The following is a 24,532-nucleotide window of genomic DNA, read 5'->3' on the forward strand; positions in this document are numbered from 1 at the left end:
TTTCCCCTCACCCTAGCCCTCTCCCCATGGGGGAGAGGGAGGAGTATCGTTATTTGTTGAGCAGTGCCAGAACTTCTTCAACGCTTTCAGTCTGTGCCAGACGCTCGATAACAGACTCATCGTCCAGCGCGTTGGTCAGGCTGGTAATCACCTGAATGTGCTCGTTGTTGCGGGCGGCGATACCAATCACCAGACGGGCGATGTCGTCTTCTTCTTCACCGAAGCGCACGCCCTGCGGATACTGACAGAATACGACGCCGGTTTTCAGGACGCGATCTTTCGCTTCAACCGTACCGTGCGGCACCGCGATGGATTCGCCCAGGTAGGTTGGCGTCAGTTTTTCGCGTTCAAGCATCGCGTCAACGTATTCAGGCTGAACGTAACCGCCTTTCACCAGTTGCTCACCGGCAAAGCGAATCGCCTCTTCTTTGGTTGCCGCTGTACGACCGAGGAAGATGTTTTCCGCACCCAGCTTGAAGAGGTGGGCGTTGCTCTCGTCAAAGCTGTCCTGCAGGCTGGAGCGCACTTTCACTTCGTTGTCTTCGTGACGCTGCGCCGCAACCAGACGTTCGGTCAGGCTGGTGTACAGGCCGCTGTCGAGGAAGTTGGTCAGCGAGATGTGCTGTGCCTGCGGCACCTGACGCATGGCGCGTTCAGTCAGGTCGCGGTGCGTGATGACCAGGTCAACATCCGGCGGCAGGCTGTTAATGGCGCTGTTGGTCACGGAGATGTTGGTCAGGCCCGCATCCTGCACTTTCTTACGCAGCACGCCTGCACCCATTGCGCTGGAACCCATACCGGCATCACAGGCAACGATGATTTTACGCACGTGGCTCAGGTCGTTAGACACATCGCCCGCGGTCAGTGGAGTTGCGCCTTTGGATTCGGCTTTCATGTCGTGCATACGACGGGTCGCCGCTTCAATATCGTCGTCCTCTTTCACTTTGCTGGTTTTCAGCAGGATAGAAGAGACCACGAAGGAGACGGCCATGGCCGCACAGATGGCCGCGATGTTCGCGAAGTACGCCCCTTTTGGCGTCATCGCCAGTACCGCCAGGATAGAACCCGGAGAGGCCGGAGACACCAGACCGCCGCCCAGCACGCTCAGGGTGAACACGCCGGTCATACCGCCAAGGATAACGGCCAGGATCAGACGTGGGTTCATCAGCACGTACGGGAAGTAAATTTCGTGAATACCGCCCAGGAAGTGAATGATTGCCGCACCGCCAGCAGACTGCTTCGCGCTGCCGCGACCAAAGAACATGTACGCCAGCAGTACGCCCATACCCGGACCCGGGTTCGCTTCAATCAGGAAGAAGATGGACTTGCCGAGATCGTGAGACTGCTGAATACCCAGCGGCGAGAAGATGCCGTGGTTGATGGCGTTGTTCAGGAACAGGATTTTCGCCGGTTCTACGAAGATAGACGCCAGCGGCAGCATGTCGTGCGCAACCATGAAGTTAACGCCTGCCGCCAGAATTTTGGACAGCACTTCAACCGCAGGGCCAATGCCGAGGAACGCCAGAATCGCGAGGATCATCCCGATGATGCCCGCAGAGAAGTTGTTCACCAGCATTTCGAAGCCGGATTTAATCTTACCATCAACCCAGACGTCGAATTTCTTAATCGCCCAGCCGCCCAGAGGACCGGCAATCATTGCACCGAGGAACATCGGCATATCCGCGCCGACGATAACACCCATGGTCGTGATAGCACCCACTACGCCACCACGGTCACCGCCCACCAGACGACCACCGGTGAAACCGATGAGCAGCGGCAGGAGATAGGTAATCATTGGGCCAACAAGTTTCGCCAGCGTTTCGTTAGGCAACCACCCTGTCGGAATGAACAATGCAGTGATGATACCCCACGCGATAAACGCGCCGATATTTGGCATCACCATGTTGCTGAGGAAACGACCAAAGCTTTGAACTTTGATCTTGAAATCGGATGACATAAAACACCCCTTCTTCTGTTTGCGCTTAGGCTTGCGGCCCGAGGTTTATTGTTAATGAGGCGGCAGAGGTAGCCGGACCCTGTTCTGATGCTGTGAAATCTGGCACTGAATCGTTCAACTGTCCAGACAGCGAAAATTTGTGTGACACATGTCACGTAAATGTAGGGGGTGTGGATATCAATGAGGTGATCTGAATCACAAAACGAATGGACAAAAAAAATACGATGGCGAGAAATAAAGCAAAAACCACCCTTTTCTGTGATGGTGTTCACGTTTTGGTTTTGTGTGTTTGTTTCCGGATTGTGACTGATTTCACAAAATATTTTTATGCAGATTTCTCCGGCTGCGATCGGCGGCAAACTCTGCCTGGCGATTCGGTGCCAGGATGACCTGGCGCGACACGTTAAGCTAAAAAACCACTTTTGATGTGTGGTATGGCGAAAAGTTAAAAGGTGGATTACGCTCATATTGTAAGGTTAAGTCTATTATTATTCAGGATATATTTTGACACGCTTATAAACTTGCATGGAGATATTATAAAAACCCATACTCCCCGGCTCGGAAATAGTAAGCACAACCCCGTGCTTATAAAAATTAATTAGGTTGCATACCATTATATTAATTTAATGAGTTGACGTTGTTTAAGTGAGGAGAATATGTTTCTCAACTATTTTGCGCTGGGCGTATTGATTTTTGTATTTCTGGTTCTCTTTTACGGAATCATCGCCATCCATGACATCCCTTATAATATGGCCAAAAAGCGTAACCATCCCCATGCCGATGCGATTCATACGGCAGGCTGGATTAGCCTTTTTACGCTCCATGCCATCTGGCCGTTCCTGTGGATCTGGGCCACGCTGTACCGTGAAGATCGCGGCTGGGGTATGCAGAACCACATCACAAAGCCTGATGAGGTGCCGGGCATGGATGCGCTCGCCAAACGCGTGGCGGAACTCGAACAAAAGCTGGCCGCGGTAAAGCCTGCTGCTGATAAGAACACGCTGGAGCGCTAATCATGGATCTGTTAATTATTTTGACCTATGTGGCATTTGCCTGGGTGATTTTTAAAATATTCCGTATTCCGGTAAACCAGTGGACGCTTGCCACCGCGACATTAGGCGGGGTGTTTATTGTTGCCGGTCTTATTCTGTTAATGAATTATAACCACCCGTATACGTTTACGGCGCAAAAAGCGGTTATTTCTATTCCGATTACGCCGCAGGTTACCGGGGTGGTCAGTGAAGTGACCGATAAAAATAACCAGCTTATTAAAAAAGGCGAAGTGTTATTTAAACTTGATCCAGGCCGCTACCAGGCGCGCGTCGACAGACTCCAGGCTGACCTGGTGACCGCGACGCACAATATCGACAATCTGAAAGCGCAGCTGGTGGAGGCCGTCGCCAATACGACGCGCGTCTCCGCAGAGCGTGACCGCCTGTATAAAGATTATCAGCGCTACCTGAAAGGCAGCCAGGCGAAGGTGAATCCGTTCTCTGAGAGCGATATCGACAACGCGCGGCAGAACTATCTCGCGCAGGATGCGCTGGTAAAAGGCTCCGTTGCTGAACAGACGCAGATTCAAAGCCAGTTGGACAGCATGGTGAACGGCGAGCAGTCGCAGATTGCCTCCTTACGCGCTCAGCTCGCCGAAGCCAAATACAACCTGGATCAGACCGTGGTACGTGCGCCAAGCGATGGTTACGTCACCCAGGTGCTGATCCGTCCGGGGACGTACGCCGCCGCGCTGCCGTTGCGTCCGGTGATGGTCTTTATTCCTGAACAGAAGCGTCAGATCGTGGCCCAGTTCCGTCAGAACTCGCTGCTGCGTCTGAAGCCGGGCGATGAAGCGGAAGTGGTGTTTAACGCGCTGCCGGGTCAGGTGTTCTCCGGGAAGCTCACCGCGATTCTGCCGGTGGTGCCGGGAGGCTCCTATCAGGCGCAGGGCGCGCTGCAGTCGCTGACGGTGGTGCCGGGAACGGACGGCGTGTTGGGCACTATCGAACTGGATCCGAATGCGGAAGTCGATGCGCTGCCGGACGGTATTTATGCCCAGGTGGCGGTCTACTCGGACCATTTCGCCCACGTCTCGGTGATGCGTAAAGTATTGCTGCGCATGACCAGCTGGATGCACTACCTCTACCTCGATCACTAATTCTTCCAGGGCAGGAATGCGACACGCATACCTGCCCTTTTTTCATCGCTTGATCCATACTGACTTTTTTCCGGCATCAAGGATCAGGCAATGAAACTCATCGGTAGCTACACCAGTCCCTTCGTGCGAAAAATCTCGATTCTCCTGCTGGAGAAAGGGATTGAATTTGAATTCATCAATGAACAGCCCTACAACGCTGAAAACGGCGTCGCGCAGTACAACCCGCTGGGGAAAGTCCCGGCGCTGGTGACGGACGAGGGCGAATACTGGTTCGATTCCCCGATTATTGCGGAGTATATCGAGCTGCTGGGCGTTGCCCCGGCCATGCTTCCGGCTGACCCAAAAGCGGCGCTGGCAGTGAAGCAAATCGAAGCCCTGGCCGATGGCATTATGGATGCGGCGTTAACCTCCGTGCGTGAACAGGCAAGGCCCGCCGCCCAGCAGTCGGAGACGGAACTGTTACGCCAGCGGGAAAAAATCAGCCGCAGCTTGGACAGGTGCGAGCAGCTTATCCAGGAGGGAAAGATTCAAACCGACAGCCTGAATCTGGCGACCATCGCTATCGCCTGCGCCATCGGATATCTCAACTTCCGCCGCGTTTCCCCTGGCTGGTGCGTCGACCGTCCGCTGCTGGTGAAACTGGCCGACACCCTTTTTAGCCGCGAGAGCTTTGCCCGGACAGAACCGCCAAAGGCTTGACGCGGGTTATAACACTTCGGCGTCGGAGGCGGTACAATCCCTCCACATGTTAACTCCCTCTCCCGTCGGGAGGGGGGAAGATATTTACTCGCCAGGCGCTTTCATGACTACTCATCATTCGCTGTACAGCCAGATCCCCGCTACCGACCGTCTCCTTCGTGAGCCCCGCATGCATGCTGCTGTTGAACGCTTCGGCCATACCGCGACGGTGGAGATGTTACGCCTGCTTCAGGACGAAGCCCGATGCGCAATTCAGGCAGAAAACGCCTTGCCCAGCTGGTGCGCGGCGTGGGAGCAAGAAGTTGAACGCCGGCTGGATGAGAAAGCGCAAAGCGCGTTACGCCCGGTGATTAACCTGACCGGTACCGTACTGCATACCAATCTGGGCCGCGCGCAGCAGGCGGAAGAGGCGGTTGCTGCGGTCGCGCAGGCCATGCGAGCGCCCGTGACGCTGGAGTACGATCTGGACGGTGCCGGACGCGGGCATCGTGACCGGGCGCTGGCGGACCTGCTGTGTCAACTGACCGGCGCGGAAGATGCCTGCATTGTGAATAACAACGCCGCGGCGGTGCTGCTGATGCTGGCGGCCACCGCCAGCGGCAAAGAGGTAGTGGTTTCCCGCGGCGAGCTGGTGGAGATTGGCGGGGCGTTTCGCATTCCGGACGTGATGCGCCAGGCGGGCTGCACGCTACATGAAGTGGGCACCACCAACCGCACCCATGCGAAAGATTATCGCGCGGCGGTGAATGAAAATACCGCCCTGCTGATGAAGGTCCACACCAGCAATTACCATATTGAAGGCTTTACCAAAACGGTTGAAGAGGCGGAGCTGGCGGCGATGGGCCGCGAACTGAATATACCGGTGATTGCCGATCTCGGCAGCGGCTCGCTGGTGGATCTGAGCCTTTACGGGCTGCCGAAGGAGCCGATGCCGCAAGAGATGATTGCCGCGGGCGTCAGCCTGGTCAGCTTTTCCGGCGACAAGCTGCTGGGCGGGCCGCAGGCCGGGATTATCGTCGGCAAGCGCGAGCTGATTGCGAAGCTGCAGCAGCATCCGCTCAAGCGCGCCCTGCGAGCCGATAAAATGACGCTTGCCGCGCTGGACGCGACGCTGCGGCTCTATCTCCATCCGGAGAAACTGGCCGACCGCCTGCCCACGCTGCGTTTGTTAAGCCGCGATGCCGCCTCGATTCGCACCCAGGCCGAACTGCTGCTGCCGCGCATTGCCCCACACTACCCCGATTTTGACGTTCGCATTGAGCCCTGCCAGTCGCAGATTGGCAGCGGTTCGCTGCCGGTGGACAGGCTGCCGAGTGAAGCGCTCACGTTCACCCCGCGTGACGGGCGCGGCAGCGACCTTGAAGCCCTGTCGTCGCGCTGGCGTGGCCTGCCTGCGCCGGTTATCGGGCGGATTTACGATGGCCGAATGTGGCTGGATCTGCGCTGCCTTGAAGATGAAGAGCGATTTCTGGAGATGTTGTTGAAATGATTATTGCCACCGCCGGTCATGTCGACCACGGAAAAACCACGTTACTGCAGGCGATTACCGGCATAAACGCCGACCGCCTGCCGGAAGAGAAAAAGCGCGGCATGACCATCGATCTGGGCTATGCCTACTGGCCCCAGCCTGATGGCCGCGTACTGGGTTTTATAGATGTTCCGGGGCATGAAAAGTTTCTGTCTAATATGCTGGCGGGCGTGGGGGGCATCGATCATGCCCTGCTGGTGGTGGCCTGCGATGATGGCGTTATGGCACAAACCCGTGAGCACCTGGCGATCCTGCAACTGACCGGCAACCCGCAGCTGACCGTGGCGCTGACCAAAGCCGATCGCGTGGATGACGCACGCGTCAGCGAGGTGCGCGAAACGGTACAGGCGACCCTGCGGGAATATGGTTTTGCCGATGCGCCGCTTTTTGTCACCGTGGCGACAGAAGGGCGCGGTATCGATGAACTTCGCCACCACTTACAGCAACTTTCGTCGCGTGACCACGCCAGCCATCACCGCTTCCGTCTGGCCATTGACCGGGCGTTTACCGTCAAAGGCGCGGGCCTGGTGGTTACCGGTACGGCGCTGAGCGGTGAAGTAAAAGTGGGGGACAGCCTGTGGCTGACGGGCGTTAACAAACCGATGCGCGTGCGCGGCTTACATGCGCAAAACCAGCCCGCAGAGCGCGCTCATGCCGGGCAGCGGATCGCGCTGAACATTGCCGGGGATGCGGAAAAAGAGCAGCTTAACCGCGGCGACTGGCTGCTGGCCGATGCCCCACCTGAACCCTCTGAACGCGTCATTGTCTCCCTTCAGACAAACGTGCCCCTGACCCAATGGCAGCCGCTGCATATTCACCATGCGGCGAGCCATATCACCGGGCGCGTGTCGCTGCTGGAAAACGACCTTGCCGAACTGGTATTCGATTCTCCGCTCTGGCTTGCAGACAACGATCGTCTGGTACTGCGTGATATTTCCGCGCGGGAAACGCTGGCCGGGGCACGGGTCGTCGCGCTGAATCCACCGCGACGCGGCAAGCGTAAACCTGAATATCTGCAGTGGCTGGCAGCGCTGGCGCAGGCCAGCGATGATAGCGCCGCGCTGCGGGTTCATCTCGATCGCGGTGCGGTGAGCCTGAGTGATTTTGCATGGGCACGCCAGCTGAGCGGGGAAGGCTTACGCCAGCTCACCCAGCAGCCGGGCTTTATTCAGGCTGGGAATAGCCTGCTTAATGCCCCGGTTGCGGCACACTGGCAGCGTAAGATACTGAACACGCTGGCGACGTACCATGAACAGCATCAGGACGAGCCTGGCCCGGGACGTGAGCGTCTGCGACGCATGGCGCTGCCGATGGAAGACGATGCGCTGGTGCTGCTGCTGATTGAAAACATGCGCGAAAGCGGGGCGATCAAAAGCCACCACGGCTGGCTGCATCTGCCGGATCACAAGGCCGGGTTTACCGCAGAGCAAGAGGCAGTATGGCAAAAAGTGGCCTCGCTGTTTGGCGATGAGTCGTGGTGGGTTCGCGATTTGGCCCGCGAAACGAGCACTGACGAGCAGGTGATGCGTCAGGTATTGCGCCATGCGGCGCAGCAGGGGCTGATAGTCGCGATCGTGAAAGATCGTTATTACCGTAACGATCGTATTGTGGCGTTTGCCAACCTGATCCGCGAGCTGGATCAGGAGCGGGGCTCTACCTGCGCGGCCGATTTCCGCGACCGGCTGAACGTGGGCCGCAAGCTGGCGATTCAGATCCTGGAGTATTTCAACCGCATCGGCTTTACCCGCCGTCGCGGTAACGATCATTTATTGCGAGATTCGTTATTATTTCCTGAAACTCCGTGACCCCCGTCGTAAACGCCGTTACCGGTTGGCGAGAAAATCGCCAGCCGGAACTACCCTTGTTGTACACCAACAGCAAGGAGACGGTCATGACAAACAATCCTCCCTCATCGCGTATCCAGCCCGGCGAGTATGGTTTTCCCCTCAAGCTGAAGCCTCGTTATGACAACTTTATTGGCGGCGACTGGGTGGCTCCCGTCGACGGCGAATACTATTCCAACCTGACCCCCGTTACCGGCCAGCCGCTGTGCGAGATAGCCAGCTCCGGCAAGCGCGATATCGATCTGGCGCTGGATGCGGCGCACAAAGCGAAAGATAAATGGGGCCATACCTCCGTTCAGGACCGCGCGGCCATTTTGTTCAAAATCGCCGACCGGATGGAGCAGAATCTGGAGCTGCTGGCGACGGCGGAAACCTGGGATAACGGCAAGCCGATCCGGGAAACGATGGCGGCAGACGTGCCTCTGGCCATCGACCACTTCCGCTATTTTGCCTCCTGCATTCGCGCTCAGGAGGGCGGGATAAGCGAGGTAGACAGCGACACCGTGGCGTATCATTTCCACGAACCGCTGGGCGTCGTCGGGCAAATCATTCCGTGGAACTTCCCGCTGCTGATGGCGAGCTGGAAAATGGCGCCCGCGCTGGCGGCCGGGAACTGCATTGTGCTGAAACCGGCGCGTCTGACCCCGCTCTCGGTGCTGCTGCTGATGGAAATCGTTGGCGATCTTCTGCCGCCGGGCGTGATTAACGTGGTCAACGGGGCGGGCGGTGAGATAGGGGAATATCTGGCTACCTCGAAACGGATCGCCAAAGTGGCGTTTACCGGGTCGACGGAAGTGGGCCAGCAGATCATGCAGTACGCCACGCAGAATATTATTCCGGTGACCCTGGAGCTGGGCGGGAAATCCCCGAACATCTTCTTCGCGGACGTGATGGAGGAAGAGGATGCCTTCTTCGATAAAGCACTGGAAGGGTTTGCGCTGTTTGCGTTTAACCAGGGCGAAGTCTGCACCTGCCCAAGCCGCGCGCTGGTGCAGGAGTCCATCTATGAGCGCTTTATGGAGCGGGCTATTCGCCGCGTTGAGTCTATCCGCAGCGGTAACCCGCTCGATAACGTCACGCAGATGGGCGCGCAGGTCTCACACGGACAGCTTGAAACTATCCTCAACTACATTGATATCGGCAAGAAAGAAGGGGCGGATATTCTGACCGGTGGTCGCCGTAAGGTGCTGGGAGGGGATCTGCAGGAAGGGTATTACCTTGAACCGACGATCCTGTTCGGTCAGAACAACATGCGCGTCTTCCAGGAGGAAATTTTCGGACCGGTGCTGGCCGTGACCACCTTCAAAACCATGGAGGAGGCGCTGGAGATTGCCAACGACACGCCGTATGGCCTGGGGGCAGGCGTCTGGAGCCGCAACGGTAATCTGGCCTATAAAATGGGCAGAGGCATTCAGGCCGGGCGCGTCTGGACCAACTGCTACCACGCCTATCCGGCACACGCGGCCTTTGGCGGTTATAAGCAGTCGGGCATCGGGCGTGAAACCCACAAGATGATGCTGGAGCATTACCAGCAGACGAAATGCTTGCTGGTCAGCTACTCCGATAAACCGCTGGGGCTGTTCTAATCGCCCAGCTCAGGCCGTCCATGGGCGGCCTGAGCAATTTGCTGGCGCAGGCAGTTAAGAACGCCATCCAGAACGTACTGCACGCGCCAGGGCTGGTATTCACGTTTGCGGAAGATGGCCGTCAGATCGAGCCACCACTCTTCCTGATGCGGGAAGCAGGGAACCAGCATCCCGTTTGTTAATTCTTTCTTCAGACTCTCTTTTGGCGCAAAAACAATCCCGAGATTATTTCTTGCCAGCTCCAGGGCCGTCTGCGTATTGTCGCAAATATAATTACCGGTCACCCGGTAGTCATGCACGTTATCACTGCCGTGCACGCGAAAACGCCAGATGTTCGCATCATCGACCAGCATGGAGTCAATGAGAATGCAGGAGTGGTTAATTAAATCTTCAGGTCCCATTAAGGGATGTTTATTTAAATACTCCACGGTTGCGAATGCCGTAACGGAATATTTTGTCAACACGCTGGCGACCAGGCTTTCGTCTTTCGGTTGCGCATAGGTAATTAAAATGTCGCAGTCATCCGGAAAGGAAACGCCTTCTGAAAATTCATTCCGGTCCAGGTTGTAGGTTTTCAGCGATATGCGAATGTCACCGATGTCTTCTATCTGATGGATCACGTGGCGCGCGAGATAGGTTACGATACCTGTAGGGGCATAGATTGTAACCTTTCCGCGCTTTTCATGCTTATAATCAGCAATGAAATTAACGAGTTGACTGTTTTTATCCAGCGTGGCATTAACGTAAGGGAGTAACGCTTCACCAAACTGGGTCAGGGCCAGCTGGCGCGTGGTGCGCTCAAAAACCTTCAGTCCAACCCGCGTTTCAAAATCAGACAGATATTTACTGACGTTGGCCTGCGCCATGCCGAGCAGGGCGGCGGCATCACCAATGCTGTGGGTGGCTGCGATGACGGATATAATTTTTAATTCGCGTGGCTTTAGCTGTAATTTATTCATCATGCACACCCATCTATATGATTTTATATATAATATTATATAAACCGCAGCGTTGCATTGGCAAATTTGTAACCATTATTATGCGCCTCGCTTGTTTGGCATTTTAATGGATTACATGTAATGACTATTAAATACAATTTACTCATCGCTGCCACGTTATTTGCAACATCCTCAGCAATGGCCGGAGACTTTTCACTTGGAGCGGGGGCTGTATTTAATGAGTCTCCTTACAAAGGCTATAACGAAAATACGACCGCAGTACCGTTAATTAGCTACGAAGGCGATCGCTTTTACGTTCGCCAGACCACCGGAGGATGGATCCTGTGGAAAGACCCAAAAAATGAATTCAGCCTGACCGCGTCATGGATGCCGCTGCACTTCGATCCTGATGACAACGACGACCATCAGATGAAGCAGCTTGATGAGCGTAAAGCGTCAGCCTTCCTCGGCGGCGCGTACTACCGCCATGAAAGCTGGGGTTCGCTGAAGGTGGCGGTCTCGGGTGATGCGATGGATGAAAGTGGTGGCGTAGTGGGCGAGGTATCGTACTTCCGTCCGATCCGAATGGAGCGCCTGACCCTGACGCCTTCTGTTGGTGTGTTCTACAGCGACGAAAGCTATAACGACTACTACTACGGCGTATCCGGCAGCGAGTCTCGCCGCTCAGGTCTGGAGCAATACACCGCCGGTGACAGCTGGACGCCATACGTTGGCCTGGCGGCTAAATATCAGTTAACCCAGAAGCTGTACCTCAACGCCAGCGCGGTCTACACCGTGTTGCCTGACGACGTGAAGAACAGCCCGATGATCGACCGCGACGACAGCTTCGCGCTGATGACCGGCCTGACCTGGCGTTTCTGATGCGGTAAAGCCGGGTGGCGGCTTCGCCTTACCCGGCCTACATGGACTGCCATCGCAGATTTACGTAGGCCCGTGCAAGCGAAGCGCCGCCGGGCATTTTTTGATAGTACCGATCTCCCGTTTTCCTTTCCCGTAATGACCTCCCCATTAATATTCCTGATACGCTAATGTGATCCGCGCCATCAATAAAAGTGTGTATCATGTGTATAATTATTAAAAGAAAATTAAACCGGGCACTCTCGCCCAGATCTGGCGACAGGCGGGAATTAAACACTGATATCAGGAGTAGTTATGTTTTATCCGGCTTACATTCATTCTGACTCCGACGGTAGCGCCAGCGGCTTTTTCCCTGACGTTCCAGGCTGTTTTTTTGCAGGTGATTCCCTGGACGACGCTTTTCAGGATGCGCGTGATGCGCTCACAGCACACTTCGAAGCGCTATTTGAAATGGATAATGCACTGCCTCTTCCGGGTAATGTGGAAGCGCATCTGGAAAATCGTCCTGAGGATTTCACAGGCGGGCAATGGCTGTTGGTAGATATTAATATGAAACAGTTCGACGGCAGGGCCGAGCGTATCAACATCACGATGCCTCGACGTTTGCTGGTAAAAATTGATTCCTTTGTCAGCGAGCATCCTCAGTTCGGTAATCGAAGCGCATTTCTGGCCGAGGCAGCACGTCGCGTGCTGCCTTAACGTTCTCCCTCTCCCGTGGGAGAGGGTTGGGGTGAGGGCAACAGACCGCAGATATTCAGCCTTCATCCACCCATATCCGCATTTCCCCTTCTCCCCGGTTAGCCCAGCTAAACCAGGGTATAAAGGTCAGCGTCTGGGGCTGACGTTGTACCGGCGAGCGGTCGTATTGCCACAGCGCATCCGTGTCCTTCACGTGACACCCAATCCCCTCTGCCTGTATCAGCATCTTGTGCGCGAAAATCCCGCGCCCTTCAAAGACCCGAAACTCGCTGTCAGCAGGCAGGGAGAGGTTATGTAAGTTCGCACCGTTATCGGCCTCTTCCAGGCAGTAGACCAGCGGGCCACGCTGCAGGGCGACTTTGCCCGCCTGTTGGCGTACCTGCGGGTTCCCATACACGCGCCGAACTGGCATCGGTAGCGTCAGCGTGACGACATCCCCTTCTTGCCAGGTACGGATCAGGTAGATATATCCCCGGGAGATTTCACCCGCAACCGCTTCACCGTTCAACGACATGCCAGGTGCCGCGCACCAGTCCGGGAGCCGCAGGGCCAGGGTGTGCCTCACCGGCACAGGCGAGACGATCTCAATGTTCACCTCTTCCTGCCACGGATAGTTACCGCTAATTCGCAGCGCCAGGGTTTCGTCGCCAACCGGTATGGCGACATCGTTGCCCACGTAAAGGTTAATAAAAAGCGCATCCTGGCGGACGGTATAAATATAATGCCCCAGCGACGTCAGCACGCGGGCGATATTCGGTGGGCAACAGGCGCAGCCAAACCAGCGCTGGCGGACGGGTTTCACGTGATCGTAGATATGGTTGAACGCCAGCGTTTTCGGGTGCACTTCCAGCGGATTCACATAAAAGAAATGCTTACCGTCCAGCGCCATCCCGCCCAGTACCGTGTTGTATAATGCGCGCTCCATCACGTCGGCGTAGTGGCCGTCGGCCTCCATTTCCAGCATCCTGCGGGCAAACATCATCAGACCGATGGAGGCACAACTTTCAGCATAGACCGTATCGTTGGGCAGATCGTAATCACTGCTGAACGCCTCGCCGCTGCTTTGCGACCCGATTCCACCGGTAATATACAGCTGGCGCTGCGCCATATTTGTCCACAGCCGCAGACAGTCCTGCCGTTTACCCTCGTCATGACTCAGGCGCGCCAGATGCGCCATGCCCGCCATCAGGTAGACAAAACGCACCGCGTGTCCAATGGCCGTTTGTTGTTCAGCAAGTGGCTCATGCGCCTGGCTGTAGGCTTTGTCCTTGACCATCCAGGCCGGGCCATAGGTGTTCCAGTATGACGTTCTGCCGCGCTTCTCGTATTCGATATCGTAGAAGTGAGGCTGCACGCCGCGTTGTTCGATGAAATATTTCACCAGAGTGAGATAGCGGGGCTCCTGCGTGATGTCGTAAAGCCGCATCAGCGCCAGCTCGATTTCCGGATGGCCCGGATAGCCGTATAGCTGGTTCTCACCAGGGCCAAACACGCTGTCGATATGGTCCGCCAGCCTGCACACCACCTCCAGCAGACGGCGTTTTCCGGTTCCCTGAAAATATGCCACGCCAGCCTCAATCATATGTCCGGCGCAGTACAGCTCGTGACATTCGGCCAGATTCGTCCAGCGCTCCTCGGGGGCTTTCACCGTAAAGTACGTGTTGAGATAGCCATCTTCACACTGCGCTGCGGCAATCAGTTCAATGACCTCGTCGGCGGTTTTTTCCAGTTCAGCATCCGGTTTCTGGCACAGCGACCACGCCACAGCTTCCAGCCATTTCGCCACGTCACTGTCCTGGAACACCATGCCGTAGAATTCACCTTGCTCCAGGCCCGCCGCAATGCGGAAGTTGGTGATGGCGTGGCTGGGTTCGGCTTCCGTCACACGATCGTTTAGCGCATCCCACTGGTAGGGGATCACTACCTCACGTACCAGCCGTTGATACTGCCCGAGAAACGGGTCGTTAATTTTCAGTTTATGCAGATCGGCTTCCATAATAGACATCGTGTTCTCCTCAGGAGGGTACGTGACGCTGGCGCAGGTCGGTGGCAATGCGCGACATCATAGGGTTGTTGAGTCTGCACCAGCGGATAGAGACGGCCAGCAGCAGATGGAAAAGGGCGGGGAGCAGCGTCTCCATGGCGGTGATGCCCTGCAGCGAAGCAGGTGTCTGGTTGCCCGCACCTGGCTGATAGGCCACGGCAATAAACACCAGGCTAATGATCCCGGCGCTAGACGCCCACGCGAGCTTGATGAAAAACAGGTTGAAGGCGAAGTTCATCCCCGACGAACGCACGCCGGTTTTCCACTCGCCATAGTCGTCGGCAAACGCCATCAGCGAGAAGTGCAGCGGCAGGGTAAACCCGAGAATGACGCCGTTGCTCAAAATAACGATCAGCCAGAGCGTCTGGTGTGCCGGGCCGCCTGGCAGGAACCACATTCCCACTGCGAGCGCGGCGAGCACCAGGTTGGTGTAATAGTAGAGTTTGACGGTATCAATACGGCGCGACAGCGGGCTAACGATCACCGCGCCCAGAATGGCGGCAAAGGTCACCATGGTGAAAAACAGCGAGGTATACGCGGTACTGCCCTGCAGCACGTAGGTGATGAAGTACATATACCCGCCGCCGCGAATGTTGAAGACATTGATCAGCAGGAACGACATCACCAGCATCAGCAGCAGCTGATCGTTTTTACGCAACCCGGCCAGATGCTCGCGCAGGGTGAATTTGCCCATCAGCGCCAGCGGGACGCGCTCCCGCACCCAGAAGAAGCAGCACAGGAACATCACCACGGCGACAGCGCACAGCACCCCAACGCCAAGCTGGTAACCTTTTGCGGCATTGCCCTGACCCAGCGCCTCGACGAGCCACGGCAGACCCACTGAGACCAGGAAACCCGCAACGCCGCAGAGTACAAAGCGCCATGACTGGCAGGAGATCACCTCATTGTGACGGGTGGTCATGGTGTTGATCAGCGCGCAGTAGGGAACGTTGATGGCCGTATAGCCCACAGACAACAGCAAATAGGTACCGAACGCCCAGGCGATTTTCACGCCCATGCTGGCTTCCGGAACGGTGAAAGTCAGCACGCCGATAATTCCGATCGGGAAGGCGACCCACAGCTGCCACGGGCGAAAGCGCCCCCAGCGGCTTTGCGTGCGGTCGGCAATAATACCCATTACCGGATCGGAAATGGCGTCAAATACGCGCAAGGCAATAAAGAGCGTGCCAACGAGCGCAGGCGTCAGACCAAAAATATCGGTATAGAAGAAGGTCAGAAAATTCATGATCAGGCAGGTAATCACCGTCCCGCCCGCATCACCCAGGCCGTAGCCAATTTTTTCGCGGACGGACAAGTGGCTATCTGTTGCCCCTTGTGTCACGTCTGATTCTGTAATCGGTGTGGAAGTCATGAAGTAACTCCTCAGTAATCGAATTTATTATCGTATTTGTGCAAGGTACTCATTTATTCTGCACCGAACGGAAAGGCCAACAAGGGAAGGGAAAAGTATAAAAAGATGACGATTCCGACCTGATGATAAAAATGTGATTCCGATCGGACAGTTATTCGAATATTGATTAATAATCAAAGCGTAAGTTGAATACTAATGGCAATAAAAGCGGAATGGTGAATATCCATGCTTGAATTATCCATAGCGCTTCCGATTAAGGTCCAAAATGGCGGGTTATTTATCTCCCGGGGAGTGGGCCGCCATCCTGCGCGAAAATTAACGTCGTGGGAGATTATTTTTGTCGAAAAAGGGACATTAACGATCCAGGAAGAAAGCACGTTATTTGAGGTAAAAGCAGGAGAGAGTTTGCTGCTTTGGCCAGACCGACGCCATGTGGGCGTGGGCGACTTTCCGGCCGATCTTAAATTTTACTGGCTGCATTTTGAGGTTGAGCATCACCCGCCCCGGTTGCCAAATTTGGCAATAGAACAACATTGCCGAGTGAGGGATGCACAGTATGTGATTTCTCTTTTTCGCCAGTTCCTGAGTGAGCAGGAAAAATTACAGCGAAGCGTGGCGCTGGAAATCATTTTATTACTGATTTTACAGCAAATTTCCATTTCATCAGGATATGAAGATAATGCTGATGAAGCCGGTGCGGCGATGGCGTGGAAGGCGAAGCAGCTCATTCGCACGCAGTTTCATTTACCGCTTTCAACCTCGCAGCTGGCAAAAGCGTTGCACTGCAATGCCGATTATCTCGGGCGCGTATTTCGCCGGACTTTCCATTTAACCCTGACGGAGGCGATACATCGCCAGCGCGTCAGGGCGGCAGAAAAGCTGTTGCTGGATGGCTCTGCCTCGCTCACCGAAGTGGCAACCCGCTGCGGCTTTAATGACGTGGGGTATTTTCGGCAGATCTTTTCAAAGCATACCGGGCTAACCCCCGCCGTCTGGAAACGGCGGTACTGTAAAGAGCATATCAATTCCGGCTGATCACTGGCCGTAATAGGCATTCGCCCCGTGCTTGCGCAGATAATGCTTGTCGAGCAGCTCCTGCTGCATAACCGGTAGCTGCGGTGCGAGCTGGCGTGAGAACAGACCCATGTACGCGCACTCTTCCAGAACTACGGCATTGTGGACCGCATCGGCAGCGTCTTTACCCCAGGCGAACGGGCCGTGGGAGTGGACCAGCACAGCCGGGATCTGCATCGGGCTGAGATCGCGCTCCTCGAAGGTTTTGATGATCACTTCACCCGTCTGGTATTCGTATTCCCCGGCAATCTCTGCCGTGGTCATCAGGCGCGTGCAGGGAATGGTTCCGTAGAAATAGTCCGCGTGCGTTGTGCCCCAGGCGGGTAAATCCTGCCCCGCCTGTGACCAGATGGTAGCGTGGCGAGAATGCGTATGCACGATGCCGCCAATCTCCGGGTAACGACGGTACAGCGCAAGATGGGTGGGCGTGTCTGAAGAGGGTTTTTTATTACCCTCGACAACCTGGCCCGTGGCGATATTCACCACCACCATATCTTCCGCCGTCATCACGTCGTACTCCACGCCGGAGGGCTTGATCACCATCAGGCCGCTTTCACGGTCAACCGCGCTGACGTTGCCCCAGGTGAAGGTCACCAACTGGTGGGCGGGCAGCGCCAGGTTTGCTGCCAGCACCTCGGCTTTGAGTTGTTCTAACATGTCATGCCTCCTTCCTGCATACGGGCTTCAATCCAGCGGCGCGCCTGGATGATTTCCAGCACCGGCTCTTTTGCTTTTTCAGTCCACATTTCAATCAGAAACGCGCCGCGATAGTTCAGCTTATTCAGCGTGTTAAACACACCGACAAAATCCACGCAGCCTTCGCCAAACGGCACGTCGCGGAACTGCCCGGGACTTTGCGCGGTGACGGGTTGGGTATCTTTCAGGTGAATAGCCGCAATGCGGTCAATGCCCAGCGTCAGCTCGGCGGTGACGTCGTTGCCCCACGCGCTCAGGTTGCCAACGTCCGGGTAAACGCTGAACCACGGCGAGGCGAGCATATCGTCCCACTTTTTCCATTTGCTGATGGAGTTCATAAACGCGGTATCCATGATCTCCACCGCCAGCATCACCTGCGCGGCGGCGGCCTGCTCTACCGCCCACGCCAGCCCTTCGGCAAAGCGCTGCTGCGTCCCCTCATCGTGCTCTTCGTAATAGACGTCATACCCGGCAAGCTGGATGGTGCGAATGCCCAGATCGCGCGCCAGCCTGATGGCTTTGGTCATGATCTCGCGGGCGCGTTCGCGCACGGTTTCATTGCGGCTGCCAAACGGGAAGCGACGGTGGGCAGACAAGCACATGGACGGGATAGACACCCCGGTTTCCAGCATCGCTTCAACCAGCGAAGCGCGCTGCGTGGTGCTCCAGTCGAGGCGTGATAGGCGCTCGTCGGTTTCATCAACCGACATCTCAACAAAATCGAACCCGCAGCTTTTCGCCAGTACCAGGCGTTCCGGCCAGGAGAGATCTTTTGGCAGTGCTTTTTCGTAAATCCCTAACGGATGCTGACGCATAGTTACGCTCCCCAGATGTCGCGAATTTGCGAGTGGAATGCCTGCGCCACCTGCGGCGTATTGACGGCGCCTGCCAGCGCGCGCCCGGCAATAAAGGCTTTAACGTTGATCTGCTTAAACAGCGGCAGATCGGCGGGGGTGATGCCGCCGGTAATCGAAAGCTGTAAACCGATGTCGGAGAGCGCCTTCATTTTCGCGAGATCCGCTTCGCCCCACTGCTGACCGCTCGCCTGTGCGTCGCGCCCGCGGTGATAGATTGCCTGCTTCACGCCGACGCGATGCCATGCGCGCGCGTCGTCCAGCGTCCAGTTGCCAAAGAGCTCCATCTGGATTTCACCGCCGCAGCGCAGCGCCACCTCGTGGCCTCGCTCAACGGTTGCCAGCGGTGCGGCGCAGATGATGGTCATCCAGTTCGCGCCCGCGCCAAACGCCTGTTCTGCCAGTGTTTCTCCGGCGTCGGCCACTTTCCAGTCCGCAACGACGATCTTATCCGGGCACTGCGCGCGCAGGGCGCGTACGGCGTTCAGCCCTTCAGTCAGGCACAAAATGGTGCCCGCTTCGACGATATCGACGTGATCTGAAAGCGTCGCGACGTCGCGCTGCGCGGCCTGCAGTGAAGTGTGGTCGAGCGCCAGCTGCAGTAATGGTCGGCTCATAGGTCGTACTCCTTAACACGGGCGTGATAGCCCTGTAGTGCTGAAATCAGTAGCTGGTAACGGTGATATTTGCGCTGGTAGGCCGCATGGGCGCGCATGTCCGGCTCAATCACCCGGATGTCATGTTTGAGCGCGCGCTGCGCTGAGTGGAAGTCGGTGAACACACCGGTACCCACCATCGCCGCCAGCGCCGCGCCGGAACAGCCGGTCTCTTCCACCTGCGGCAGTTCAATCGCCAGGCCGCTGACGTCAGCGAGCATTTGCATCCACACGTCCGAATGGGTCGGGCCACCCGTCACGCGCAGCGCCTGTACCTGGGTAAAGCGCTCAAGCATGCGGTTGAGGTGAGTCATGTGGCTGAACACCACGCCTTCGTAAACCGCCTGCAGCAGGTGCGCGCGGGTGTGTAGCGCCTGCATGCCGTAAAAACCACTGGTCATCTCCAGCCCGGCGTTGCTGCCGTAGAGGAACGGCAGGAAGAACAGATCGCCTTCCGCTTTCGGCAGGCTGGAAACAGCGTGGTTGATCTCATCGAATGAGATGTCGCCCCACTGCGCGGTGAGCCACTCAAGGTTGCCGGACGAGGTGGGGCTGGCTTCGTGAACGATGTACTGCTGGGGGTGCACGTAGCGGCCATAGACGTACGGGAACGGCTCATTGTCGCGAAGCGCACTGGCGATCCCGCTGGTGACGGCCCAGGTGCCCATCACGGCATTTAGCGTGTGCTGGTCTTGCAGCCCGGCGCAGACTGCGGTGGAAACCACATCAAACAGTCCACCAACGACGGGCGTGCCCGCCGCGAGACCGGTAAGTGCGGCTGCCTGAGCGGTGATTTCCCCGCAAATTTCTGCTGAACCGACAATCGGCGGCAGGGCGCCGTCAATTTCGCTGATACCGAGCCAGCGCGTAAGCTGTGGGTCGTATTTCCCGGTATTCATGTTGTAGAGATTGGACTCGGAGATATTGCTCTCCTCGCAGCCCTTCACGCCGGTCAGACACCAGCGCAGATAGTCGTGCGCCATCATTACGCTGCCAATCTGCTGGTACCGCTGCGGCTCGTTCTCTTTCACCCAGCACAGGAGCGAGGCCGGGTGCCCGGTCCACAGCGTCTGGCGCGTATGCGGATAAAGCTTTTCGGGAATGCCGTCCTGCTGCCAGCGCTGCACAATGTCCAGCGCCCGGCGGTCAGAGGAGAGTATGGCGTTGCCCAGCGGTTGGTCCTGTTTATCGAGCAGAAACAGTCCCTTACCCTGTGCAGAAATGCCGATACCTTTGATCTGTTTACCGTTAACGCCTGAATTCTTAAGCAACGCGGCGACGGTTGCGTGGCAGTGCTGCCACAGTGAGGGCATATCCCGCTCCGCGTAGCCAGCGCGCGGGCTACGCGTGGCAACCGAGCGACGTTCGATACAGACTTCCTTGCCCTGGCTGTTGTATAAACCGGCTTTCAGATAAGTACCGCCACAATCGATACCCAGCCAGAAGGGCTCTTTTTCACTCATCTTCATCTCACTTATTCGCCGGGTGGACCCGGTTCGGTTTTCTCCCTCTCCCCGTGGGAGAGGGCTGGGGTGAGGGCATCAGGCCGCACGCTTGTGTGGAGTCACCGTGGGATTAGGCTCTGCGCCGGCATCGCATTTCGCCGGTAACAGCAGGGCCAGCAGTGACGCCAGCGCCAGAGACACCGCCAGGCAGTAAACGCCCGCATCTTTGCTGTACAGGGTGATCAGCACGCCAACCGCATACGGGCCGCAGAACCCGCCAAGGTTGCCCAGGGCGTTGATCACGCCGCGCGCGCCGCCCGCCATCTCTGCGCTGAACAGTCGCGCCGGAATGGTCCAGAACACGCCCGCGGCGGATTGCAGGAAGAACCCGCAGCCCACCAGCGCGGAATACGCCAGCCAGGTACTCTCTTTCAGCGCCACGGAGAGGAACATGCAGAGCGCAAAGCCAATCAGCGGCAGGGAGACAAACAGCTTGCGCTTGCCGGTACGGTCAGAAAGCGTAGAGAACAGGAACATGCCCGCAATGGCGCCGATGTAAGGCAGGATGGCGAGCATGCCCACCTGACCAATGCTGGTGTGCGTCAGCTCTTTCAGGATGGTCGGCAGCCAGAGCGTGTAACCGTAAATCCCGGTCTGGTAGAAGAAGTTCAGGGCGATCAGCTGCCACATGGTTTTGTCGGACAGCACGGCGCTGAGCGAGGCATTTTTTACCTCTTTTCCGGCGATGGCCTGCTGCTCCGCCGCCAGCGTTTGCACCAGATAGTTTTTCTCCGCCTCTGAAATCCAGCGGGCTTCCTGCGGTCGGTCGTACACGGTGAACGCCCACAGCACCAGCACAACGACGGACATCAGACCTTCAATGATGAACAGCCAGCGCCAGTCGAGTGCGGTAATAATCCAGCCTGACAGCGGTGCGGTGATAATCCCGGCGATGGGCACGAACATGATCACAATGGCATTGGCGCGACCGCGCTCGGCGTCCGGGAACCAGTTGCTGATCATGGTGAGCACAACGGGCAGCATCCCGCCTTCCGCCACGCCGAGTAAGAAGCGCAGCACCAGAAGCTGATACTGATTCGTCACCAGACCCGTGAGCACCGAGATCACCGCCCAGGCAACCAGCGACCAGCCGATAAATTTCTTGCCGCTGCCGTGCACGGCAATCTTGCCGCCGGGAACCTGCAGGAACAGATAGCCGATAAAGAAGATCCCGCCCGCCAGGCCTGCCATCGTTGCGGTAATACCTAATTCTTCATCCATACCACCCGGCATCGCAAACGCGATATTCACGCGGTCCATATATGAAATAATGCAGGCGATAAGAATGGGAGGAATGATTCTTAGCCAGCGCTGGCGCGGAATGTCCGCTTGTAGAGTATTCGAGTAAGTGTTCATATTTACTGTCTCAGTCAATGTAACCGGAATAGGGATATTTTTATTGTTATTGCGTTGCTTTATTTATTTCGCTAATACCGTCGCGCAAAATGGCGATGCGATGGCTGACGTCAGCATTAGCATTTATTTCCAGTAATTTAATACCGGAGAATTTCAACGTTGCGGCGCTCGCCGCAGTCAAGAGTGATTTTGCATGTTCAGTGGACATCAAACTGTCGGCGCAGAATGAAGAAAACGGCGCGTGCAGATCCTGCCATTCTCCGTATTCACCGCTGGTAGTCGTGCCCGAAAACATCAGTGCCCCCAGCTTTCCGGCTTTGAGCGCGGCCTGAACATGGTCAAGCGGAAGGGTCGTGCTGCGGCCTTCGATGGCCGAACGCGCCCAGTTGATGCAAACGCTGATATCCGTCTCTTTCACCACCTCCAGCACCTGCTCTAAGGGCAGGAAGCCCTTGCGTGGTGCCGGGCCGTTCATGGCATCGCAGTGTTCCAGCACCAGATCGCAGCCCCAGTCCCAGCCCGCGATTTCCCGAATCGAGCGGGAAAACGCTTCGGTGGCCTGTTCGACGGAAGCATTGCCCGCCTGCGGGGCGGCCTGCATCTCCAGGGCGATCACTTTCCCCGGATAACGGGCGTTCACGGCGTTGACTTTCTGGTGCAGATGCCGGTAAAAGTCTACGCAGGCTTTACGCTGCGCTTCGTCGGCTGAGGCCAGGCCAAACGCGCCGTTGCTGCCGCGACGACGCATGGTTTCCATCACTGCCGTGACGACGATTTGCCAGTCACCCGGCGTATGGCGGAACAGCCATTCGTCGCCAAACGGATGGAGATTTTCAAGGCACGGCTGTTCCAGCCCGCGAATGTTCGGCGTGTCGGAAAGTTCCCGCCAGAAGGTTTGTTCTTCTTGTTCCCCTTTCTGGTGAAACGAGGGTGCGCAGGGGTACGCACCAATAATAAAACCGGTGTTGGTCATTTCGCGTTCCTGTATTTATGCCCGTCATACTTCAAGTTGCATGTGCGTTGGCTGCGCTCGTTCACCCCAGTCACTTACTTATGTAAGCTCCTGGAGATTCACTCTCTTGCCGCGTGACTCGGCCTGTGGCCTCGCCCCTTCGGGGCCAGCGCAAGCGCTGTTCAAAACGGCAAGCCGTTTTGTCCTGCAACTCGAATTATTTAGGGTATATCAGAAAATTAATCCAATTCGCTGATTGCCACTTTCACCACAATTTTACGAATTGCGGATCCCTTGTTTTTAATACAGGCAGGACGATGCACATCCTGCGGGAAAAATAGGGCATAGCTGCCGGGGGTCATTTCGATAAACGATTCATTTTCACTGTCGTGATAAAAAATAATATCCCGCTGTTCCAGTAATGATTCGCTTATTTCGTTATTGCCGGTATCAATAGCGATACCAATTTTCTCTTCACCCCATGCCAAAAACTGAATATCCAGATAGCGGCGGTGCACTTCCGGGCGGTTCTCGTGCGGTTCCTTTGTCGTCAGGTCGAGAACCTGGGCAAAAATAGTGCGGCCTTCAATTTCCACCACGCCTGGCGCCAGGGTGGTGAAATCCGTAGTGCGCAGAAAATGAAGTGCTTTTTCTATCGCCCGCGGCAGGCGGCACGGATTTGGCTGTGAAATATGTCCGAATATCATGGTCCACTCCTTACAGAGACTGGATTTTCGCCCACACGCTGTCATCGATGGTGATGCCGTCGCGGCGGTTCTCTTCCAGCAGGCGCGTGAATTCATGCCCCGGAAGACGGACGGCGACGTTTTCATCAGCGCGTTCGGCGGTGGTGACGAAGTCCATGATGCGCTGCAGCTTGGCATCGCGGGTTGGGCCGTCGACCAGGCGATCAACCTCGATGGCGATAAAGATCTGCGACACGCCATACTCGTCGCTGTTGTCCTGGGTCACTTCCGCGACGGAGGATCCGTTGGAGAGCAGGGTGGCGATCATGTCGAGCACGATGGATAAGCCGGACCCTTTCCAGTAGCCCATCGGCAGAATACGGCGGTTTTTCTCAATCACGCCCGGCTCTCGGGTGAGATTGCCCTCGTCATCGAAGCCGCCATCGACCGGCAGCTCGCGCCCGGCCAGGCGATTCACTTCCAGCATGCCGTAGGAGAACATCGACATCGACATATCGACCATGGTGATCGGGTTAGAGGGAATAGCCACGATCAGCGGGTTGGTGCCGATGCAGCATTCTTTTGATCCCCATGCGGGCATCACGGCGATAGAGTTGGTCCAGCAAATGCCGATATAGCCTTTCTCCGCCGCCTGCCAGCCGTAGCTGCCGCCGCGCATCCAGTGGTTCGCGTTACGCAGTGCCACCAGACCAATACCGTGGTCGGACGCCAGCTCGGTGGCGCGATCCATCATCTTTTTCGCCGTGAGGTTGCCGATGGCGCGCTGGGCGTCCCACTGTTCGATAGCCCCTAATGTCATCACCCGTTTTGGCTGAGCGTCGGGAATGATATCGCCTGCATCAAGCTGCTGAATAAAGCGCGGGAAGCGGTTAACGCCGTGCGAATAGACGCCGGACTCCGTGGTGCGGGCGAACATCTCGGCGCAGGCGTCTGCGGTTTCAGCTTTCACGCCGCGATCGAGCAGGACCCGATTGAACGCCGCTTTCAACTCTTCAAAGGTCACTTTCATCCCTGTTCTCCTGTTCTTTTAAGGG

21 protein-coding genes are annotated in these 24,532 nt (G+C 56.6%); 9 read left to right on the forward strand and 12 right to left on the reverse strand.

Translation table 11 applies throughout. The features are described 5' to 3' along the window. Positions 1-49: 49 nt before the first annotated feature. Entirely contained in the window at positions 50-1,957 is a 1,908-nt protein-coding gene (locus AC2TE5_RS00735) for a PTS mannitol transporter subunit IICBA (protein WP_213330133.1), read from the reverse strand. Positions 1,958-2,613: 656 nt separating this feature from the next. On the opposite strand from AC2TE5_RS00735, the gene AC2TE5_RS00740 reads away from it, so the two are divergent. The 6 genes from AC2TE5_RS00740 (at position 2,614) to aldB (ending at position 9,766) form a co-directional block, all read left to right on the forward strand. After that, on the forward strand, positions 2,614-2,970 hold the full coding sequence (locus tag AC2TE5_RS00740; RefSeq protein ID WP_024906600.1) for a DUF3302 domain-containing protein: 357 nt from the start codon (positions 2,614-2,616) through the stop codon (positions 2,968-2,970). Between the two features lie 2 nt (positions 2,971-2,972). Then, positions 2,973-4,109 (forward strand): HlyD family secretion protein, encoded by a 1,137-nt coding sequence (locus AC2TE5_RS00745; protein ID WP_213330135.1) that lies wholly within the window; start codon positions 2,973-2,975, stop codon positions 4,107-4,109. A gap of 90 nt (positions 4,110-4,199) precedes the next feature. Further along, complete coding sequence (locus AC2TE5_RS00750; protein ID WP_032661863.1) at positions 4,200-4,808, forward strand: glutathione S-transferase; 609 nt, start codon at positions 4,200-4,202, stop codon at positions 4,806-4,808. 103 nt (positions 4,809-4,911) lie between these two features. Further along, positions 4,912-6,297, forward strand: a complete 1,386-nt coding sequence (gene selA / locus AC2TE5_RS00755; protein WP_484612489.1) for an L-seryl-tRNA(Sec) selenium transferase — start codon at positions 4,912-4,914, stop codon at positions 6,295-6,297. Next, positions 6,294-8,141, forward strand: coding sequence for a selenocysteine-specific translation elongation factor (selB, locus tag AC2TE5_RS00760; RefSeq protein WP_484612490.1), 1,848 nt, complete (start codon positions 6,294-6,296; stop codon positions 8,139-8,141). Before selA ends, selB begins: the two co-directional genes overlap by 4 nt. Positions 8,142-8,227: 86 nt before the next feature. Further along, positions 8,228-9,766 carry an aldehyde dehydrogenase AldB gene (gene aldB / locus AC2TE5_RS00765; protein ID WP_023309928.1) on the forward strand — a complete coding sequence of 513 codons (1,539 nt, stop codon included), beginning with the start codon at positions 8,228-8,230 and terminating at the stop codon, positions 9,764-9,766. On the opposite strand, the gene AC2TE5_RS00770 is transcribed toward aldB, so the two are convergent. Continuing rightward, a complete protein-coding gene (locus AC2TE5_RS00770) occupies positions 9,763-10,728 on the reverse strand; it encodes a LysR family transcriptional regulator (RefSeq protein ID WP_484612491.1) in 966 nt (321 codons plus the stop codon). The two genes, aldB and AC2TE5_RS00770, sit on opposite strands and share 4 nt — an antisense overlap. Positions 10,729-10,845: 117 nt before the next feature. Between AC2TE5_RS00770 and AC2TE5_RS00775 the strand changes: the two genes are divergently transcribed. Beyond that, positions 10,846-11,586, forward strand: coding sequence for a MipA/OmpV family protein (locus AC2TE5_RS00775; protein ID WP_159515264.1), 741 nt, complete (start codon positions 10,846-10,848; stop codon positions 11,584-11,586). A 291-nt stretch (positions 11,587-11,877) separates the two neighbouring features. Continuing rightward, positions 11,878-12,282: a type II toxin-antitoxin system HicB family antitoxin gene (locus AC2TE5_RS00780; RefSeq protein WP_484612492.1), complete on the forward strand. Its 405-nt coding sequence runs from the start codon at positions 11,878-11,880 to the stop codon at positions 12,280-12,282. 55 nt (positions 12,283-12,337) lie between these two features. On the opposite strand, the gene AC2TE5_RS00785 is transcribed toward AC2TE5_RS00780, so the two are convergent. Together AC2TE5_RS00785 and AC2TE5_RS00790 are read right to left on the reverse strand one after the other, a co-directional pair. Beyond that, positions 12,338-14,287 carry a glycoside hydrolase family 127 protein gene (locus AC2TE5_RS00785; protein WP_484612493.1) on the reverse strand — a complete coding sequence of 650 codons (1,950 nt, stop codon included), beginning with the start codon at positions 14,285-14,287 and terminating at the stop codon, positions 12,338-12,340. Positions 14,288-14,297: 10 nt separating this feature from the next. Next, entirely contained in the window at positions 14,298-15,698 is a 1,401-nt protein-coding gene (locus AC2TE5_RS00790; protein WP_238460707.1) for an MFS transporter, read from the reverse strand. Between the two features lie 225 nt (positions 15,699-15,923). Here AC2TE5_RS00790 and AC2TE5_RS00795 point away from each other — a divergent pair, with 225 nt between their 5' ends. Beyond that, complete coding sequence (locus AC2TE5_RS00795; RefSeq protein ID WP_032643746.1) at positions 15,924-16,733, forward strand: AraC family transcriptional regulator; 810 nt, start codon at positions 15,924-15,926, stop codon at positions 16,731-16,733. On the opposite strand, the gene araD is transcribed toward AC2TE5_RS00795, so the two are convergent. The 8 genes from araD to yiaK form a co-directional block, all read right to left on the reverse strand. Beyond that, positions 16,734-17,429, reverse strand: a complete 696-nt coding sequence (gene araD, locus AC2TE5_RS00800; protein ID WP_063145485.1) for an L-ribulose-5-phosphate 4-epimerase — start codon at positions 17,427-17,429, stop codon at positions 16,734-16,736. Next, positions 17,423-18,283 carry an L-ribulose-5-phosphate 3-epimerase gene (locus AC2TE5_RS00805; RefSeq protein ID WP_484612494.1) on the reverse strand — a complete coding sequence of 287 codons (861 nt, stop codon included), beginning with the start codon at positions 18,281-18,283 and terminating at the stop codon, positions 17,423-17,425. The genes araD and AC2TE5_RS00805 overlap by 7 nt, the downstream gene beginning before the upstream one ends. 2 nt (positions 18,284-18,285) lie before the next feature. Continuing rightward, positions 18,286-18,939: a 3-keto-L-gulonate-6-phosphate decarboxylase UlaD gene (ulaD, locus tag AC2TE5_RS00810; RefSeq protein WP_484612495.1), complete on the reverse strand. Its 654-nt coding sequence runs from the start codon at positions 18,937-18,939 to the stop codon at positions 18,286-18,288. Continuing rightward, entirely contained in the window at positions 18,936-20,441 is a 1,506-nt protein-coding gene (locus AC2TE5_RS00815; RefSeq protein WP_484612496.1) for an FGGY-family carbohydrate kinase, read from the reverse strand. Before AC2TE5_RS00815 ends, ulaD begins: the two co-directional genes overlap by 4 nt. A 78-nt stretch (positions 20,442-20,519) precedes the next feature. Further along, on the reverse strand, positions 20,520-21,839 hold the full coding sequence (locus AC2TE5_RS00820) for an MFS transporter (RefSeq protein ID WP_159515270.1): 1,320 nt from the start codon (positions 21,837-21,839) through the stop codon (positions 20,520-20,522). A 46-nt stretch (positions 21,840-21,885) separates the two neighbouring features. Continuing rightward, complete coding sequence (locus AC2TE5_RS00825; protein ID WP_484612497.1) at positions 21,886-22,812, reverse strand: DUF4862 family protein; 927 nt, start codon at positions 22,810-22,812, stop codon at positions 21,886-21,888. Between the two features lie 218 nt (positions 22,813-23,030). After that, positions 23,031-23,498 (reverse strand): YhcH/YjgK/YiaL family protein, encoded by a 468-nt coding sequence (locus AC2TE5_RS00830; protein WP_159515272.1) that lies wholly within the window; start codon positions 23,496-23,498, stop codon positions 23,031-23,033. A gap of 10 nt (positions 23,499-23,508) precedes the next feature. Then, a complete protein-coding gene (yiaK, locus tag AC2TE5_RS00835; protein WP_257259281.1) occupies positions 23,509-24,507 on the reverse strand; it encodes a 3-dehydro-L-gulonate 2-dehydrogenase in 999 nt (332 codons plus the stop codon). Positions 24,508-24,532: the final 25 nt, after the last annotated feature.

The sequence above is a fragment of the Enterobacter sp. N5-15 genome, from assembly GCF_057221635.1.